General features: G+C 62.8%; 13 protein-coding genes and 1 pseudogene. 3 read left to right on the top strand and 11 right to left on the bottom strand.

What is annotated here, in order from left to right:
- Positions 1-69: 69 nt before the first annotated feature.
- Positions 70-771 carry a response regulator transcription factor gene (locus AC04SF_RS12595; protein ID WP_010912942.1) on the bottom strand — a complete coding sequence of 234 codons (702 nt, stop codon included), beginning with the start codon at positions 769-771 and terminating at the stop codon, positions 70-72.
- A 343-nt stretch (positions 772-1,114) separates the two neighbouring features.
- Here AC04SF_RS12595 and AC04SF_RS12590 point away from each other — a divergent pair, with 343 nt between their 5' ends.
- Positions 1,115-2,725 carry a phosphoenolpyruvate carboxykinase gene (locus AC04SF_RS12590; RefSeq protein ID WP_488478065.1) on the top strand — a complete coding sequence of 537 codons (1,611 nt, stop codon included), beginning with the start codon at positions 1,115-1,117 and terminating at the stop codon, positions 2,723-2,725.
- 81 nt (positions 2,726-2,806) lie between these two features.
- Complete coding sequence (gene arfB / locus AC04SF_RS12585) at positions 2,807-3,244, top strand: alternative ribosome rescue aminoacyl-tRNA hydrolase ArfB (protein WP_056569055.1); 438 nt, start codon at positions 2,807-2,809, stop codon at positions 3,242-3,244.
- A 78-nt stretch (positions 3,245-3,322) separates the two neighbouring features.
- Here arfB and AC04SF_RS12580 read toward each other — a convergent pair.
- Positions 3,323-5,397: pseudogene (locus AC04SF_RS12580) on the bottom strand (TonB-dependent siderophore receptor).
- 310 nt (positions 5,398-5,707) lie between these two features.
- Between AC04SF_RS12580 and AC04SF_RS12575 the strand changes: the two are divergent.
- On the top strand, positions 5,708-6,325 hold the full coding sequence (locus AC04SF_RS12575) for an alpha-ketoglutarate-dependent dioxygenase AlkB family protein (RefSeq protein WP_488478593.1): 618 nt from the start codon (positions 5,708-5,710) through the stop codon (positions 6,323-6,325).
- Between the two features lie 21 nt (positions 6,326-6,346).
- Here AC04SF_RS12575 and AC04SF_RS12570 read toward each other — a convergent pair whose 3' ends face one another.
- The 9 genes from AC04SF_RS12570 to AC04SF_RS12530 form a co-directional block, all read right to left on the bottom strand.
- Positions 6,347-7,939, bottom strand: a complete 1,593-nt coding sequence (locus tag AC04SF_RS12570; RefSeq protein ID WP_488478064.1) for a hypothetical protein — start codon at positions 7,937-7,939, stop codon at positions 6,347-6,349.
- A gap of 219 nt (positions 7,940-8,158) precedes the next feature.
- Positions 8,159-9,628, bottom strand: a complete 1,470-nt coding sequence (locus AC04SF_RS12565) for a nucleotidyltransferase family protein (RefSeq protein WP_488478063.1) — start codon at positions 9,626-9,628, stop codon at positions 8,159-8,161.
- Positions 9,621-10,301 carry a glycosyltransferase family 2 protein gene (locus AC04SF_RS12560; protein WP_488478062.1) on the bottom strand — a complete coding sequence of 227 codons (681 nt, stop codon included), beginning with the start codon at positions 10,299-10,301 and terminating at the stop codon, positions 9,621-9,623. Before AC04SF_RS12560 ends, AC04SF_RS12565 begins: the two co-directional genes overlap by 8 nt.
- Positions 10,301-11,056, bottom strand: coding sequence for a glycosyltransferase family 2 protein (locus AC04SF_RS12555; protein ID WP_096452809.1), 756 nt, complete (start codon positions 11,054-11,056; stop codon positions 10,301-10,303). Before AC04SF_RS12555 ends, AC04SF_RS12560 begins: the two co-directional genes overlap by 1 nt.
- Complete coding sequence (locus AC04SF_RS12550) at positions 11,056-11,793, bottom strand: glycosyltransferase family 2 protein (protein WP_488478061.1); 738 nt, start codon at positions 11,791-11,793, stop codon at positions 11,056-11,058. Before AC04SF_RS12550 ends, AC04SF_RS12555 begins: the two co-directional genes overlap by 1 nt.
- Positions 11,794-11,807: 14 nt before the next feature.
- Complete coding sequence (locus AC04SF_RS12545) at positions 11,808-12,857, bottom strand: serine kinase (RefSeq protein WP_488478060.1); 1,050 nt, start codon at positions 12,855-12,857, stop codon at positions 11,808-11,810.
- Between the two features lie 32 nt (positions 12,858-12,889).
- Entirely contained in the window at positions 12,890-13,435 is a 546-nt protein-coding gene (locus AC04SF_RS12540; RefSeq protein WP_488478059.1) for a PqqD family protein, read from the bottom strand.
- 42 nt (positions 13,436-13,477) lie between these two features.
- The gene (gene dhaL / locus AC04SF_RS12535) at positions 13,478-14,137 is read right to left on the bottom strand and encodes a dihydroxyacetone kinase subunit DhaL (protein WP_488478058.1); all 660 of its coding nucleotides are present in this window, start codon (positions 14,135-14,137) and stop codon (positions 13,478-13,480) included.
- A gap of 62 nt (positions 14,138-14,199) precedes the next feature.
- On the bottom strand, positions 14,200-16,281 hold the full coding sequence (locus AC04SF_RS12530) for a bifunctional sugar-binding transcriptional regulator/dihydroxyacetone kinase subunit DhaK (RefSeq protein ID WP_488478057.1): 2,082 nt from the start codon (positions 16,279-16,281) through the stop codon (positions 14,200-14,202).
- Between the last annotated feature and the right edge of the window lie 55 nt (positions 16,282-16,336).

The raw sequence follows: 16,336 nt of genomic DNA, 5'->3' as shown, positions 1-16,336 counted from the left end.
GCTTAGTCTTCGGTTCGATGCATGACGCAGCCCCTGGGCCGGGGCCGCGTTTGCTCGACATACATCAAATTACGCTTCGCGGAACCGGTATCCGACTCCGTAAAGGGTTTCGATCATTTCGAAGTCGTCGTCGACGGCCTTGAACTTCTTGCGCAGCCGCTTGATGTGGCTGTCGATCGTGCGGTCGTCGACATAGACCTGCTCATCATAGGCTGAATCCATCAGCGCATCACGGCTTTTTACGACGCCGGGACGCTGCGCCAGCGAATGCAGGATCAGGAATTCGGTGACGGTGAGCGTCACCGGTTCGCCCTTCCAGGTGCAGGTGTGGCGTTCCTGGTCCATGACGAGCTGGCCGCGCTCGAGCGAACGGGCCTGCTGACTGGGCGCCTTTGCCGCTGCCTCGCGGGCGCTGGCACGGCGCAGCACGGCGCGCACCCGCTCGACCAAAAGGCGCTGCGAGAACGGTTTGCGGATAAAATCGTCGGCGCCCATCTTGAGGCCGAACAATTCATCGATCTCGTCGTCCTTGGAGGTCAGGAAGATCACCGGCAGGTCGGACTTCTGGCGCATCCGGCGCAAGAGCTCCATGCCGTCCATGCGCGGCATCTTGATGTCGAGGATGGCAAGGTTCGGCGGACGTGCCGCCAGGCCTTCCAGCGCGGACGCACCATCCGTATAGGTCTCGACGCGATATCCCTCGGATTCGAGGGCGATCGACACCGACGTCAGAATGTTGCGGTCGTCATCGACAAGCGCGATTGTTGCCATTTCAAGCGGCTCCCTCATGAGCTGTCCCTTCTTTCGTAGAGAAGGGGCTTTTGCAGGACAAATTAGGTACAAAATGTGGCATAGGGCTTGTCCGCTGTCACGCGCGGGGTGCCGCAGGCCACAATCCTACCTCGACATGGATTGGACGAACGAACAGCGCCAATCCTTTGGGCAACCGTGAAACTTTTCGCATATATAAACGATTTAAACAACTTTCAAAATATTTAAATCGATTAATGATTTGATATCATTTGGCTTTTCTGGTTTTGACCATCTCAGCCCGCACAGCGGGTGTGCCGGAAATACGCCGGCAAAGATGCGGCAAATCCAAGAAGGGACACCAATGTCGGAAGTCGGCAAACGCAATCCTGCTTGCCCGATCGATCGTATCGGCCTGAAAACCACCGGCGTGGTGCGCTACAATTTCGGTGCGGCCGCCCTTTACGAGGACTCGATCCGGCGCGGCGAGGCCCGGTTGACCGCGCATGGTGCGCTGGTCGCCGAGACAGGCCAGCACACAGGCCGCTCGCCCAAGGACAAGTTCGTCGTCCGCGACGCCGCCACAGAGGCGCATGTCTGGTGGGACAACAACAAGGCGATCTCGCCGGCCCAGTTCGAAACGCTGTTCGCCGATTTCCTGGCCCACGCGGCGGACAAGGATCTCTACGTGCAGGACTTGGTCGGCGGCGCCGATGCCGAGCTGAAACTGCCGACGCGCGTCATCACCGAATTTGCCTGGCACTCGCTGTTCATCCGCAATCTGCTCATCCGCCCGGACAAAGCCGAACTCGAACAGTTCGTGCCTGAGATGACGATCATCGACCTGCCGTCCTTCCGCGCCGACCCCGCCCGCCATGGCAGCCGCACCGAAACGGTGATCGCCGTCGACCTCAGCCGCAAGATCGTGCTGATCGGCGGCACCTCCTATGCCGGCGAGATGAAGAAGTCGGTGTTCACCATGCTCAACTATCTCCTGCCGCAGAAGGGCGTGATGCCGATGCACTGCTCGGCCAATGAGGGGCCGGCCGGCGACGCCGCCGTCTTCTTCGGGCTTTCCGGAACCGGCAAGACGACGCTGTCGGCCGATCCGTCGCGCACGCTGATCGGCGACGACGAGCATGGCTGGGGGCCGCACGGCATCTTCAATTTCGAAGGCGGCTGCTACGCCAAGACGATCAAGCTGTCAGCGGAGGCCGAGCCGGAGATTTTCGCCACCACGCAGCGCTTCGGCACGGTGCTGGAAAATGTCGTGCTCGACGCCGACGGCGTACCGGACTTCAACGACGGCCGGCTCACCGAAAACACACGCTGCGCCTACCCGCTCGACTTCATCCCCAATGCCTCGAAGACCGGGCGCGCCAGTCATCCGAAAAACATCATCATGCTGACCGCTGATGCTTTCGGCGTGATGCCGCCGATCGCGCGGCTGACCCCGGCGCAGGCAATGTATCATTTCCTCTCCGGTTACACGGCCAAGGTGGCCGGAACCGAAAAGGGCGTCACCGAGCCCGAAGCGACGTTCTCGACCTGCTTCGGCGCTCCGTTCATGCCGCGCCATCCGTCGGAATATGGCAATCTGCTGCGCGAACTCATCGCCAGCCATGGCGCCGATTGCTGGCTGGTCAACACCGGCTGGACCGGCGGCGCCTACGGCATCGGCAAGCGCATGCCAATCAAGGCGACGCGCGCTCTGCTCGCCGCCGCGCTCGACGGCTCGCTGAAGACAGGCGAATTCCGCACTGATGCCAATTTCGGCTTCAAGGTACCCGTGGCCGTGCCTGGCGTCGACAGCGCCATTCTCGATCCGCGCTCGACCTGGGCCGACAAGCCTGCCTATGACCGCCAGGCCGCAAGACTGGTCGGCATGTTCGCCGTCAACTTCGAGAAGTTCGAGCCGCATGTCGACGCAACCGTCATGGGTGCGGCGCCCCGGATGCAGGAAGCGGCGGAGTAATAGCCACGTCGCTCAGCACCATTGAAGGCCCGGTTTCGATCGGGCCTTTTCTTTTGTCCGCCGCCGCGCCATGACTGCGGCATGCCGATCGACGACAACATCATCATATCGGACGAAGCCGTGATCCATCCGGGCGATCTGCACGAGGATTTCATCCGCTCGTCCGGCCCCGGCGGCCAGAACGTCAACAAGGTGGCGACCGCGGTGCAACTGCGCTTCGACGCGGCCAACGCGGCCGGCCTGTCGGAACGCGTGCGGGCGCGCACCATCAAGCTCGCCGGCCAACGCGCAACCAAGGACGGCGTCATCGTCATCGAGGCCGGGCGCTTCCGCACCCAGGAACAGAACCGGGCGGATGCCCGGGCAAGGCTGACGGCACTGGTCGCCAAGGCCGCCGAACCGCCGCCGCCGCCACGCAAGAAGACGCGGCCTTCGAAAGGCGCTGTCGAGCGGCGGCTGAAGAGCAAGGCAGGGCGCGGCACCATCAAGAAGCTGCGCGGCCGGGTGGAAAACGATTAGGCGCCAGACCAAGCGCGTGCTCGACCATGTCTGACAAGGGCATTTGCGCGTCCAGAAGACGCGCAAACACATCAGACCCTACCAGCTGCGCTTCAGCGAAGCCGTGATGTTGCGGCCCTGGCCCAAATAGCAATAGCCGCTGTTGCACACGACAGGACGTTCATCGGCGATGTTGCGGACGGCGAAGGCGGCGGAAACACCTTCATACTTCCTGTCGATGGCGCCGAAATCATAGGACGCAGAGGCGTCGAGATAAACCGCCGCATCGTTCTTGGCGGTGTTGGTGGTGTCAGTGTAGGTCGCGCTCTGCAGCCTTGCACCCGCACCGACCGAAAGGCCAGGCGCGGCACTGCCCTCGTCGAACTTGTAGTTGGCCCACAGGCTCGCGACATGCGCGGGCGTGACCGCTGGAACCTTGCCGATCTCCGCAGCCACGCCGTCAGTGATCTCGGCGTGGTTGTAGTTGTAGGCAGCGATCACATCGAGCCCGTCGGTGATGGCCGCGCGGGCCTCCAGCTCAAGGCCATTGCTGGTGACTTCGCCCAACGCTCGGTACGTTCCCGCATTGGGATCGACCACGACCGGCTTGTTCTTCTCGATGAGATGATAGGTAACCGCCGACAGCAGGATGTCGGTTCCCGGCGGTTGATATTTGACGCCCAGCTCGAACTGCTCCCCCTCCGTCGGCTTAAGGATTTCGTGTGACGCAGTTTGGTTCGTGACCGGTTCGAACGAAGTCGCATAGCTCGCGAACGGCGCAACGCCATTGTCGAACAGATAGAGGGCGCCGGCCTGCACGCTGAAGGCGTTCTTGTTCAGGCCCTCGGAACTGCCGCTACCGTATTCGCGCGTCTGCTCGACCCAGGTCTGCCGGCCGCCGAGCGTGAAGCGCCATCTGTCCAGTTCGACCTGATCGAGCGCATAAATGCCGGTCTGGCGCAGATCCGCATCGGAAGTCGTGGAATTATAGTCCGGCGTCGGACCGGAAACACCGTATGTCGGATTGGCGATGTCGAAATCATAGGCAGGATTGACGGGACCCGCGCCATAGCCGAAGGACGAGGTCAGGTTGGTGTAGTCAAGGCCGAGAAGCACAGTGTGGGCCAGCGCCCCGGTGTCGAATTTGGCCTCGATCTGGTTGTCGGCCTGGAAGACGTTCATTTCGTCGCGGATCGAATTCGCATACCGATGTGCGACGGTGCCCGTCCAACTCGCGACCGCAAGGTAGCGCGACCTCAGGTCGAGATGGGAATACCGGACGTTCTGGCGGAACGTGATGCCGTCGCCGAAATCGTGTTCGAATTTGTAGCCGACCTGCTGCTGCCGGATCTTCTGATAGTCGTAGTCCGGATCGCTTGAGCGCAAAGTGTGTACCTTGCCCGACGGATCGGCAATCGCGGCGACACTGGTATCCGTCTCGTCGGCCTGCACCAGGCTGTAGATGGTGAAGGAGGTCGCGGCATCCGGGTTCCAGGTCAGCGAAGGCTGCAGGAAATAGCGGTCGTCGGCAATGTCGAAATTGGTGTCGCCGTTTCGCGCCAGGCCGACGATCCGGTAGAGGAACTCGTCGCTGCCTTCGGTGACGGGGCCGCCGAAATCGAAGGCCGCCTGCGCCCTGTCCTTGGTGCCGTAGAGCAACTGGACTTCGCGGATCCTGTCCTCGGTGGGCAGCTTGGGCACCTTGTTGACGATGCCGGCCGGCGTTCCCGTGCCGTAAAGCACCGACACCGGTCCCTTGATGACCTCGACGCGTTCGAGCGAATAGGGGTCGGTGCGGAAGGTGCCGTAGTTGATGTAGGGCTGGCGCAGGCCGTCCTTGTAGTCGCTGAGCGTGGTGGCGTCGTAACCTCTGATATAGTGACGCCCGCCGAATAGCGCACCGCCTCGATGATGTCCTGTGTGCCGCGCTCCTCGAGTTCCTTGCGCGTCACCACCGAGACGGAGCGGGGCGTTTCGATGAGCGGCGTATCGGTCTTGGTCGCACCGGAGCTGCGCTTGGCGGCCACTGTCTTGTCGTCCCCGGAAGTGACCGGATCGCCCTTGCCGCTGACCGTGATCGGCTCGAGCGTGCCGTCTTGCGTCCGACGGGCGGATTGCTGCGCAAGCGCCTGATGAGCACCGAGCAGTGCCGCGAGACACGTCGTGGCGAGCATTCCCCGGCACCACACCTTGCCATCCCTGACCATGTTAGACCCCTCATGAAACGTCACGTCGGTATGCCTCGCTCTTGCCATTTGCCGCCGGCGACTCTCCCCTTCCGCCGGCATCCAAATTGTTGTCTCAAACACTCAAGTTCAAAACTTGACTATGAAATTCATGTTTACGCGTCAACTACCTTTCGCGAAGCGGGGGCGTGAATTCCACATCGGCAGCTGGGGTGACACTGGCGACGGCTTTCGGGTCGCTGTTTTCCGTCGATGGTGGCATCTTGCCGGCTCGAACCATCTCAAGGTGCGCTATTCCATGCTCGTTCTGCCCAACGGCGTCCGCCACATGCCGGCTTATCTCTCCCGCACCACCCAGGAGGCGCTGGTCGAGGAAGTGAGAAGCATCGTCCAGCAGGCGCCGCTGTTCGTGCCGGCCATGCCGCGCACCGGCAAGGAGATGAGCGTGCGCATGACCAATTGCGGCCCGCTCGGCTGGGTCACCGACAAGGAGCGCGGCTATCGCTACCAGCCGACGCATCCGCTGACCGGGGAGCCATGGCCGCCGATCCCCGAGATCCTGCTCGATCTCTGGCGGCAGGTGTCGGGATATCCGAATCCGCCGGAGGCCTGTCTGATCAATTTCTACACGGCGGATGCAAAGATGGGCCTGCACCAGGATCGCGACGAGGCCGACTTTTCGGCGCCTGTCGTCTCCGTGTCGCTGGGCGATGATTGCCTGTTCAGGGTCGGCCAGACGACGCGCGACGGCGCCACCAAATCGTTCAGGCTGAAGAGCGGCGACGTCGTCGTGCTTGGCGGCGAGGGCCGTCTCGCCTTCCACGGCGTCGACCGCATTTACCCGTCGACCTCGGCACTGCTCAAGAACGGCGGCAGGATCAATCTGACACTGCGGCGGGTGACGAAAGCCGAGTGAGCGAGCTAAAGGCGAACTGCTCTAATGGGCGTCCGAGCGCCGGGCATAGACTTCAATGTAGTCCCCGCTGGCGATTTCCTCATAGCCGTCCATCAGGGTTTGGAAATCCGCGTTCTGACGCATCCACACGATCCAGATTGGCGGAAAGTCTGCCGTGAGCGACCACGCTGACTTTTTCTTGTTCATCCGATCCATCAGGATGATATCGGGCTTGTTGTCGCGGATCAGGGAATTGACGTAGCGCGTATAGTCATCAAGGTCCTGCCGCGCGATGCGCTCGTCTTCACCTTGGTACGTACCCCGCATCAGCCCCCAAAGCGCATAGGTGCCGACCCAATCATGGGCATAGGCCGACAGCCAGCGACCATTGCTCATCCTTGTCAGTGGGTTGCCGACGGAAAGATCGGAACTGACCTGAACGATCGATGGCGAGGCGTAACGGCTCTTGATGGCATCGACCAGGCTTTTCTCGGGCAGTTGGTAGAACTGGTGGTGCGTCACCGAAAGCGCGGCGACCACGGCCAGCCAGGCTGCGGCATGGAGCTTGACGCTGGCGATCTCGGGGGCGGCTTCGGCGTTTGCCAGGCCAAGCGCCATTCGCCATCGTGATGCCACAGCCAGCAGCATCGCGAACACCAGCGTGGTCTGGAAGGGATATTGGTGATTGGGCCAGTATTTTCCAAGATACATCATGGAAACAAAGAGGCCGCCGGCACTCGCCATCGCCAGCGCGACGTCGTCTCGCCAGACAGATTTACGCATCTGGAAAACCGCGAAGACGACAAAGATCGCAAAAGTCGGCAATGCGGCGACGATATTTATGTTGGCGCGCAGGCTGACATAGTAGCGCATCAGCACTTGCAGGAAGGTGCCGAGAAACTCGGGAAACCATATGTACACGCTGGCGAGATAGGCAGCGCAAACCGTGAAGATGATGACGTTTTCAGCCGTCAGGCACGCCATCAGCGAGCGTCTGCGCCAAGCGATGAAGAGGTACGGGACTACGATGCCGGTTGCCCAGTGCGGCTTGACCAAAAGCAGCACGCTTCCAGCCAGGCCAACCGCTACGGCAAGGCCGAGAGGAACCGGCGCATCGGCACGGTTTTCAAACCGCCACATCATCAGGAACAGCATCGGCATGAACAACATCGTGCCGATATGTTCGCGCTGGCCGAAAACATTCCCAGGCATGATGAGGAGCAAAACCGCCAGCGCGGGATAGATCCATGGCGTCTTCAGATCGGCAAAGATCCGGCCTCGTTCGATGACCACGGCCGACAGCGCAATTGAAACGAAAAAGACCAGGTAGATGAAGCACTCGATAGCCGATTCCGGTGAGATGCCGAGCCTGTGGGACAGCCACACCGGCCCAATATAGAGGGCAACGGAGAAGGGCGGATTGGTTTCCAGAATGTCGACATAGAGCTTCTGGCCATCAAGGACTTTTTCGCAGATGACGATGAGCCAGCTGACGTCGGTATTGTTGCCTGCTGTCCACGGCATGAAAAAAGAGAACACCACCACGGCCGCAACGAGCCAGACCGGCGACAAGCTTCCAATCGAAGATGCAAAGCCGGTCGCCGTACTGATGTTTCGGACACTTCCCATGCTCATCGGACCGCCCCAGCAAAGATCAATTTTACGCAGTACGACGAAATCATGGGCGGGTGCACAGCCGCGCCTGCCTGACGTCGCAAGCTAGCCGGGATTGCCTAAAGTGCAGTTAATCGTGCCGTTACAGTCTGCGATGTTCGTCAGCATCGCGTCGAGAACTTGGTTGTCCGTGCAAGACTGTTGCAACAGGCCGGGCGATGCTTGGTGGGTGCTTCCGTCTCAGCGCAGCGGCGAAAAAATCGCCGAGATCAGATGGAAGGGCAGTGCGCCATAGGCAGCCACTGTCGCCTCATCGTCCCATTGACGAAATTGCCTGGAAGGTCGCGCCTCCAGCGTCAAGGCATGCTTTTGCCCGTCAAGCGTCACCTTGCCGCGAAAATGCAGCACCCGTTCCCCGCCGGATCGGCTGATGGCCATGGCGCGCAGGCGCGCAATATGGTCGTCATCGGCGTTGATCTCCATCTCGATGCGGCGGCGGACCGGTGGAACACGGATCCTGACCGTGATGTCCAGCATCATCTCGCCTGCCGTTGGCGGGCACGGTATGGCCTGTGAGAACACCGATGGCGGCAGCGTTTGCGACGGCTCGTTGCGGGCTGGCCTGCCGCGCCAGGCCTTGGCTGGCGGCTCCTGCCGCAGCCGGCCGCTCTTACGCCGCAGCCGCAACTGCTTGGCAAGGCCGCGCGACAGCCAGACCAGCCTGCCGAAATCGGTCCGTGGCTTGGCCTGCAGCACCGCCGACCAGCGCGAAAGGCCGCTGCGGTCGGCCATGTCAAGCACGCGCGCCAGCACCCTGTCCGGCACCGCCACACCTGTTTCGAGCGCCAGATAGGAGAGTGCCACCGCCGAGGCCACGGCAAGGCCGCGCCTGGCGACAACATCGAGGAACACATCCCAGTCGACATCGCTGCCGCGAATGGCCACCGCGCAATCGACCAGCCAGTCGCTGTGTGTGTGGGCATCGAGCCCGCCATGCGCGATGGCAAGCGCGATGCGGTCGGCCGGTGACGGCACCAGCACGCCGACGCCGCTGAATTCGGCACTATCGGCCCGTTGCCAGATGGCCAGGTCGTCTTGCTCGCTGCGCTGCGAACCGTCATAGGCGAGCTGGTGCAGGTCGATGTCGCCAAGATTACCCTTGAAGAAGTTCATCGAGCGCAGCGACGCCAGCCTTGTCCTCAGATATTGCGGGCTGACGCCCGTGGCGATCTGCCAGTCGCCGTCGCGCAGCACGTCGAAGGCCGTCTGCATGTCCTGCGGCCGCACCAATATGTCGATGTCGTGCGCCACCCGGCCGCGCTGTGCTGAGGCGTTCAAGGCAATGCGGCTGGCGCCCTTGATCAGCATTACCTTGCATCCCGCATCCGTCATCGCCTTCAGCTCCGGTTCTGCTTCCCGCATCGCCATGCGCGATTTGGTCCACAGCATCTTCTGCAGGCCGACAAGGCGCGGATAAGCGGAATGGCCGGCGAGCTTCCTGCCGAACCTGTCGGAGATCGCGGCCAGCAGCCGGTGCTCGCGAAACGAGACATGATCGATATCGTTCTCGTCCAGCCAGCGGCCGGCGCAAGCGGCGGCGGCATCCTCGTCCGGAAGAAGTGCGGCCTTGAGCAACTGGTCGAGCCCGCCCGTCGGCCAGGACCAGCCATAGTCCGGGAAGCGACGCTCGATACGGCGAATATCAGCCATCAGCCGGGCCGGCCTTGTTGCGAGCCCGCAGCATGGCGAGCCGTGCCACTTCGAGATAGCCGCGGTCGCGGGCCGCATCGCGTCCATAGGACAGGCTGCCCGGCCGGATGCGGCGCAACGCCAGCGCCTCGTCCAGCATGTCGAGGGCAAGGCCCGCCTCGCGCGCCCGGGCGATCCAGTCGATCATTTCGCCACGCCCGCCCGGCGGGTCGACGATCGGTCCAACCGTCTCGGCGACCTCACGGCGGATCATCATGGTGGTCCGCGACCAGCCGGGCACGGCCGTGGTCTCGGGCGCGTCGGGCTGGTCGTTGCGGAAATTCCGCCAGTGACAGAAAACGCCCGATGTTGCGGGACTTCTCTCGAGATGCGCGAGCTGTCTTTCAATCTTGTCCGGCAACCACAGATCGTCCGCATCGAGCGTCGCTATGAGCGGCGTCGACAGCGCCGCGATACCCCTGGTCGTGGCGCTGCCGGGTCCGGCATTTGCCTGGCGCATCAGCTGCACCGGCAGGTCCGTTCCGCCGATCGCCGAAGCGAGATCGTCGGTCGAGCCGTCATCGACGATCACCACCAGGTCCGGGCGAACCGTCTGGGTGGCGACCGATCGCAGCGTCTCGGCGATGGTACCGCTTGCGTTGAATGCTGGAATGACGACGCTGTAGCCACTCATCACATGAACCGCCAGTCAGCGAGCTTCTTGAGCTCGAAGATGCCCTCGATCCGCCGCAAGGTCGGATCTGCCTTGCGGCGGGTCATCGACTTGTAGATGGCACGCATGAATTCACGCGACTGGACCTCGGTCTGTCTGGTCATGTTGCCGGGGTGGCGTCTGTAGTAGAGGGCCACGGTCTCCGGCATGACATATCTTGGTCCGCTCTCGAAGGTGCGCAGCAGGTAGTCGGTGTCCTCCGCCTGGTTGAAGGCTTCGTCGAAGACGCCGATGCGTGCGATAAGCCGGCGCGTGAAGATCGCCGCCGACAAATGGATGCCGCGAACCGTGATGCTACGGCTGTCGGCGGTGGGTTCCAGGTGCTCGTCGTCGATCTTGTCGACCAGCATCATTCTTGAATAGGTGAGATCCAGACCCGGATCGTTGCGGAAGAGTTCGATATCGGCCGCAAAGCGTCCGACCGGCGAAATGTCGTCCGAATCGAGAAAGGAGACAAGGTCGGTCTCCGGTTCAAGCAGTCCCAGCCCGGTGTTGCGCGTCCGGGTCACGCCCATGTTGGGTTGTTGAAACAGGCGGATGCAGGGGTTCTCCACCATCAGCGACCGCACCGCTTCGGCCGATCCATCGGTCGAGCCGTCATCGATGACGATGATGTCGAGATCGGCGGCGCCACGCTGCCTGAGCAGTGAGCGTAGCGCCGGGCCCACAAGGGTCTCGCGGTTATGGACCGGCATGATCACGCTCAGCCTCGGCATCACATCATCCGCCAATCAGCAGATGGGTCCTTCAGCTCGAAAATACCCTGAACCTCGCGCAGCGACGGATCGGCCTTGCGCCGTCGCATCGACTTGTGGATTGCACGCAAATGGTTGCGGACCCGGCTGTCATGTTCCTTGGTGATATTCCCGGCGTGGCGCCGGTAGTAGACCGCGACGTTGTCCAGCAATTCGTAGTTCGGACCCGTTTCGAAAACCCGCAGCAGATAGTCGGTGTCCTCGGCCTGTTCGAACTCCTCGTCGAATTCGCCCGTTCGCTCGACAAGGCTCCGGCGGAACAGAGCAGTGCTCAGCGAAATGCCCCGCATCGTCATGGTGCGGCTGTCGACCGCAGGCTCCAGCCTCTCGTCGTCAATCCGCTCGACCAGCGTCATCAGCGAATAGGTTAACTCCAAGCCGGGCCTCGCGCCGAAACGCGCAAGATCGGTCTTGAAGCGCCCGGCCAGCGAGATGTCGTCGGAATCCAGGAATGAAACGAACTCGGCGTCCGCAGGCAATTGCCTCAGCCCGGCATTGCGTGTCCTCGCGACACCCATATTCTCTTGCCGGAACAGCCGGATGCAAGGGTGCTCGACCATCATCGAACGCACGGCCTCGGCCGAGCCGTCGGTCGAGCCGTCGTCGATGACGATGATGTCGAGATCGGCGGCATCGCGCTGGCGCACCAACGAGCGCAAGGCCGGAACGACATAGCGCTCGCGGTTGTAGACAGGCATGATCACGCTCAATTTCACGAAACAACTCGCGTCAGAAAATCCGCAAGCGTGCCGGCGATCTCCTCGGGATGCGTTCCCAGGGACAGACGGTAGCTTGGCAACTGGCGGGTAAGATCACCGAAGAAGCGGAAGCCGCTTTCGCGTTCCCCCGGCATCTGCATGATGCCCGACGGTGCCAGTGCGATCATGGCGTCTCGACGCGACACTGGCACAATCGAACTCATGTCGCCACCGCCGATATGTGGCACCACCAACGCAACGATGTCCAGCGCTGCTGGCACCGGCCGGGGCGCGATGTCGGCAATGTGAAACGTGTGCTTGCCCTGCCAGTTCAAGGGGCTCTGGATCCTCAGTCGCTGCTTCAAGCCCAGCCGTGCGAAACCTTGCGGGTCCTGCTTCAGTGTTGAAAACAGCGGCCGCGCGGTCACGCCGCCGGCCAGATCGATCAGCACATAGTCATCGCCGACGCTGTCGAGCCCGTTGAGCAGACCGGCGGCGACGGTGCCGGATTTACCGGCGCCGCCCGCGCCAGCGAGCAGCACGCCCTTGCCATTGGCACCGAGCGTGCCGGCATGGGTCAGCCGCATGCCGCGCGCGGCATAGTCCCAGTGCAGGAAGGCCCGCAGAGGCGCTGCCGGCTCCCAGGGCGGAAAAGCATCGGGCGAGGTCATCAGCTGCACGCCAATACGGCGCTCCGGATCGTAGACCTGCCAGAAATCCAGATCGTGAAAATAGTGGCCACGCAGCCCGGCCCCGGCGAGCCGTTCGGCAAAGCCGTATTCAGTGAAATGCGCGTCGCCCCACCGTGCCGGCTCGGGAATGCCCTTGATGCCAGGGTGAGTGATGAAGATATTGCATGCCGATGGCTCCGCCTGGTCATCCGCGGCTTCCACGAAGGCGTGGTCGAGCGCATCCGCCAGCGCACCCGGACCGACATGCGCGGTCAGCTCCAGCCGGTGCAGGCGGACCGTCCGCGCGGCCGGATAATGTGTGGCGGTTTCTTCAGCGGCGGTGATGAGATACCGGGCGTAATCCGGCAAGGTTTCGAGCGTGACGCGCGGCATCCTGCGCCCCTGTCCCAGACGCGACCGGCTCGTCAGGATGCCTGCTTCACTGCTGGCCAGCCGAGGGGTTCCTCGACCTCGTGAATGGGATCCACGATGATCAAATCGGCGAGGTCGTCGTGAGTGCTCACCGTGAGCGGTTCGCTCGTGGCGGCAAGCTCGGCAGGCAGTTCGCCAGGCAGCGATCGCGCCGCCGCTTCCGAAGGCACCAGCAACCCCAGTTCGAGCAATTGCGATATGAAGTGTTCCAGTTCAGCCGCGCCGAGTGTCGAACCGCCAGCGTTCAGCCCGATCAGGGCCCGGGCATCGACCCCGGACGAGAGCGCCTGCCACACCCTGCTGCCGGAATCGGAGAAGCCGAAATACTTGCCGTTGGCAAGGTTGAGCACCACGGCCTCACCATCGAAGGATTCGAAGACGATGTCCCTGCTCGCAATCGAATAGGCGTCGGAATCGCGCATTATTGTTGCCCCGCCTCGCAGTTCCCGCCCTCCAGCAGGAACGCTTCCACTGACAACGCCTGTAAACGCTCGGTTCTTCGTTGGCAAGGCAAGCGTTGCCGGCAAACCGCCGGCCATTTTGGGCGCCAATCGAGGTCCGGGCGGATGGTGCTTCGATTTTCAGTGCCCGTGAGGCTCGCTTTCGGTGAAGGTGTCCTTCATCGCGCGCAGGATGATGACGGCCGAAGCGGCGCCAGGATCCATGTGTCCGAGCGACCGCTCGCCCAGCCGCGCCGCCCGCCCCCGCGCCGCCACCATGGACCGCGTCGCATTCGCGCCGGCTTCCGCGGCTTCGAGAATGCTGTTCCACATATCCGGGCCACCGGCATTGCGGGCCTGCGCGCTGAGCGCGGCTTCAGTGGCGGGGATCCACACGTCCAGCATGGTCTTGTCGCCACGCTGCCCCTTGCCGCGTTCCATGATGCCGGCCGTCATCGCCTTGATGATCGCCGCCTGGTCGGCAAGCGAAAGGCATTCATCCTGCTTGAGGGCCTGTCCGGCCCTTCGGAATGCGGTCGCGTAGAGCGGTCCGGTGGAGGCGCCGACGGCGTCGAGGAAGGCCGAGGCGGCGGCCGTGAAGATTTCCGAGGGAGGCGTGTCGTCGAGATTGAGCTTGGCCAGATACGCATTCACGGCCATGAAGCCGAGCGACATGGTGATGCCGTGGTCGGCGTCGCCGATGGCGCCATCCAGATCGGACAGCCGGTCCTTTCCCGCCTCGATCGCGATCGATATGCGGTAGAACATCCTGCTCAGGCGTCGTGCGGCATTGTCCGACATCATGGTCCTCCCAGTTCAAGCAGGATGCGGCCTGTGTTCGTAAGACGCATCTCTTGTTGTCCTCAACCCATACGCAGCACGGCCGTATCGCAAGGGTGGCGCAAAAGCTCCGACAGCTGATTATCGAGATGCAGGATCGATATGGAGGCGCCGACCATATCGAGCGACGTGCAATAGTGACCCACCCAGTTCGCCTCTATCTGGACGCCCTTGGCGCTCAGCCGCTGCTCGACGCGTCGGAACAGGATGTAGAGTTCCATCAGCGGCGTCGCGCCGAACGAATTGATCAGCACCGCCACGCGGTCGCCCGCAGCCGGCTTCATTTCGGAGAAGATGCGGTCCATCACCCGGTCGGTGATCGCATCGGCGCTCATCATCTTTTCGCGGATGACGCCGGGTTCACCGTGAATGCCCATGCCGATCTCGATGTCGTCAGGGCCGATCTCGAAGTTGTGGCGGCGGGTCTGCGGCATCGAGCAGGGCTCCAGCGCGACGCCCATGGTGAAGGTCCGTGCATTGGCCTTGCGTGTTACCGCCTCGCAGGTATCGAGCGAGAGGCCACGGTCGCAAGCGGCCCCGGCGATCTTGAACATGAAAAAGTTCCCGGCGACACCGCGGCGGCCATCCCTGTCCTCCAGCGGAGAGGAGGCGATATCGTCCGTCGTCACCACGGTGCGGACCTCGATGCCCTTGTCCGCCGCCATCTCGGCCGCCATGTCGAAGTTCATCACGTCGCCGGCATAATTGCCGTAGACGAAAAGCACGCCCTCACCGCCGGATGCCGCCTGGGTGCATTCGAGGATCGGCCCGGGAGGAGGCGAGGAAAAGATGTTGCCGACAGCCACGGCGTCGGCGAGGCCCTTGCCGACATAGCTCAGAAAACAGGGCTCGTGTCCCGAGCCGCCGCCGATCACCAGCCCGACCTTGCCGGGCCTCGGCCCGGTGCGGGCGACCAGAGCACGGTTGGAGCCCTTGATCGGCTTGATGTAGGAGGCATGGGCCTTGACCACGCCGTCGAGCATTTCCTCGACGGCATCGTCTGGGTCGTTGAGGAATTTCTTGATATGGGTCCGGTAATTGCTGGGCAGGGCGATCGTGTTGTCGACCCTGGGGCGCTGCGACAGCTTCTGGTCGAGTTCCGTCACGCCGTCGGCATTAAGGATGCCGCGGCCGGTGGCGGCGTCGGTGATCAGCACATTGACGTAGCCGCCGCGCAGGCTGGCCAGGATTGCCGGCACCTTGTCGAAGCCGCCGGCCACCGCGATGCGCAGGCCGATGGCTTTCAACATGTCCAGCGATATGCCGATCGTGCGGTCGTCGAGCGGGCCGGCCACCGGATTGCCTTGGCCGTCGATGAAGCGGCCGGCGACGACGCCCACCGCGTTCCTGGCGAGATACTGCTGTAGCGAAACGGATTCGAAGAAGCCGCTGGTGTGGATCGTCGAATTCGGACGCAGCGACGAGATACCGAACAGCGCCTTGTTGGCTTTGGCAAGCGCGTCGAACTGACTTTGGATGAGCGGCTCGCGCAAAAGCATGTCGCGGACTTCCGCGGTGGAGACGACGGCGGGCGCGGTGATGTTGATCAACCGCGCCTTGACGGCACCAGCGATGGCCGAGGCGCAGAGTTCCGGCGTATAGGCGAAGTGGGCGGCCGTTCCGCCGGTCGCCTGGACGACGGTGACGTCCTGCAGGCCGGGCACCGATGCCTGCTCGCCGATCGCCAGCACCGTGCGTCCCCAGGCGACCGCAAGCGTGTCGCCGGATTTCAACAGTTTGGCCAGCGCCTGCGCCGCCGCCCCGCCGAGACGGTCGATCAGCGGCCGCGCATTGTCGTCGCTAGGCACGACCAGGCAGTCATGCAGGCCGAAATGGCGCTTGAGTTCCTGCGCGATCGAGAGCGAGCTCAGCCGCGACGGTTCGAGCGAGATGTTGACGATGCCACGGGCGCGGGCGTCGGCCAGATAGCTGTTCACCGTCGCCCGCGATATGCCCATGATTTCGGCGATGTCGCCTTGCGTCATATGGTCTTCGTAGTAGAGCCAGCAGGCCCAGACATACGGATCGTCGCCGTAGCGCAGCGGGATGGGCTCGGCCACCGCCTCGGTTCCATTCTTGCGCGCCGATGATGTCTTCACGGTCATGCTGCCTGGTTTCCCCGAATCCAAGATCGATCGTCAAGATGAGCGCAAACGGGCG

Source organism: Mesorhizobium sp. CNPSo 4671 (assembly GCF_057784245.1).
Note: the sequence above shows the minus strand (reverse complement) of the source record. Positions and strands in the feature narration are given on the sequence as shown.

Coding starts and splice junctions, on each gene's coding strand:
- AC04SF_RS12530 (WP_488478057.1), bottom strand. CDS start 16,281: ATGACCGTGAAGACATCATCGGCGCGCAAGAATGGAACCGAGGCGGTG.
- AC04SF_RS12545 (WP_488478060.1), bottom strand. CDS start 12,857: ATGCCGCGCGTCACGCTCGAAACCTTGCCGGATTACGCCCGGTATCTC.
- AC04SF_RS12570 (WP_488478064.1), bottom strand. CDS start 7,939: ATGAGCATGGGAAGTGTCCGAAACATCAGTACGGCGACCGGCTTTGCA.
- AC04SF_RS12565 (WP_488478063.1), bottom strand. CDS start 9,628: ATGGCTGATATTCGCCGTATCGAGCGTCGCTTCCCGGACTATGGCTGG.
- dhaL (WP_488478058.1), bottom strand. CDS start 14,137: ATGTCGGACAATGCCGCACGACGCCTGAGCAGGATGTTCTACCGCATA.
- AC04SF_RS12540 (WP_488478059.1), bottom strand. CDS start 13,435: ATGGCCGGCGGTTTGCCGGCAACGCTTGCCTTGCCAACGAAGAACCGA.
- AC04SF_RS12575 (WP_488478593.1), top strand. CDS start 5,708: ATGCTCGTTCTGCCCAACGGCGTCCGCCACATGCCGGCTTATCTCTCC.
- AC04SF_RS12595 (WP_010912942.1), bottom strand. CDS start 771: ATGGCAACAATCGCGCTTGTCGATGACGACCGCAACATTCTGACGTCG.
- AC04SF_RS12555 (WP_096452809.1), bottom strand. CDS start 11,056: ATGCCGAGGCTGAGCGTGATCATGCCGGTCCATAACCGCGAGACCCTT.
- AC04SF_RS12550 (WP_488478061.1), bottom strand. CDS start 11,793: ATGCCTGTCTACAACCGCGAGCGCTATGTCGTTCCGGCCTTGCGCTCG.
- arfB (WP_056569055.1), top strand. CDS start 2,807: ATGCCGATCGACGACAACATCATCATATCGGACGAAGCCGTGATCCAT.
- AC04SF_RS12560 (WP_488478062.1), bottom strand. CDS start 10,301: ATGAGTGGCTACAGCGTCGTCATTCCAGCATTCAACGCAAGCGGTACC.
- AC04SF_RS12590 (WP_488478065.1), top strand. CDS start 1,115: ATGTCGGAAGTCGGCAAACGCAATCCTGCTTGCCCGATCGATCGTATC.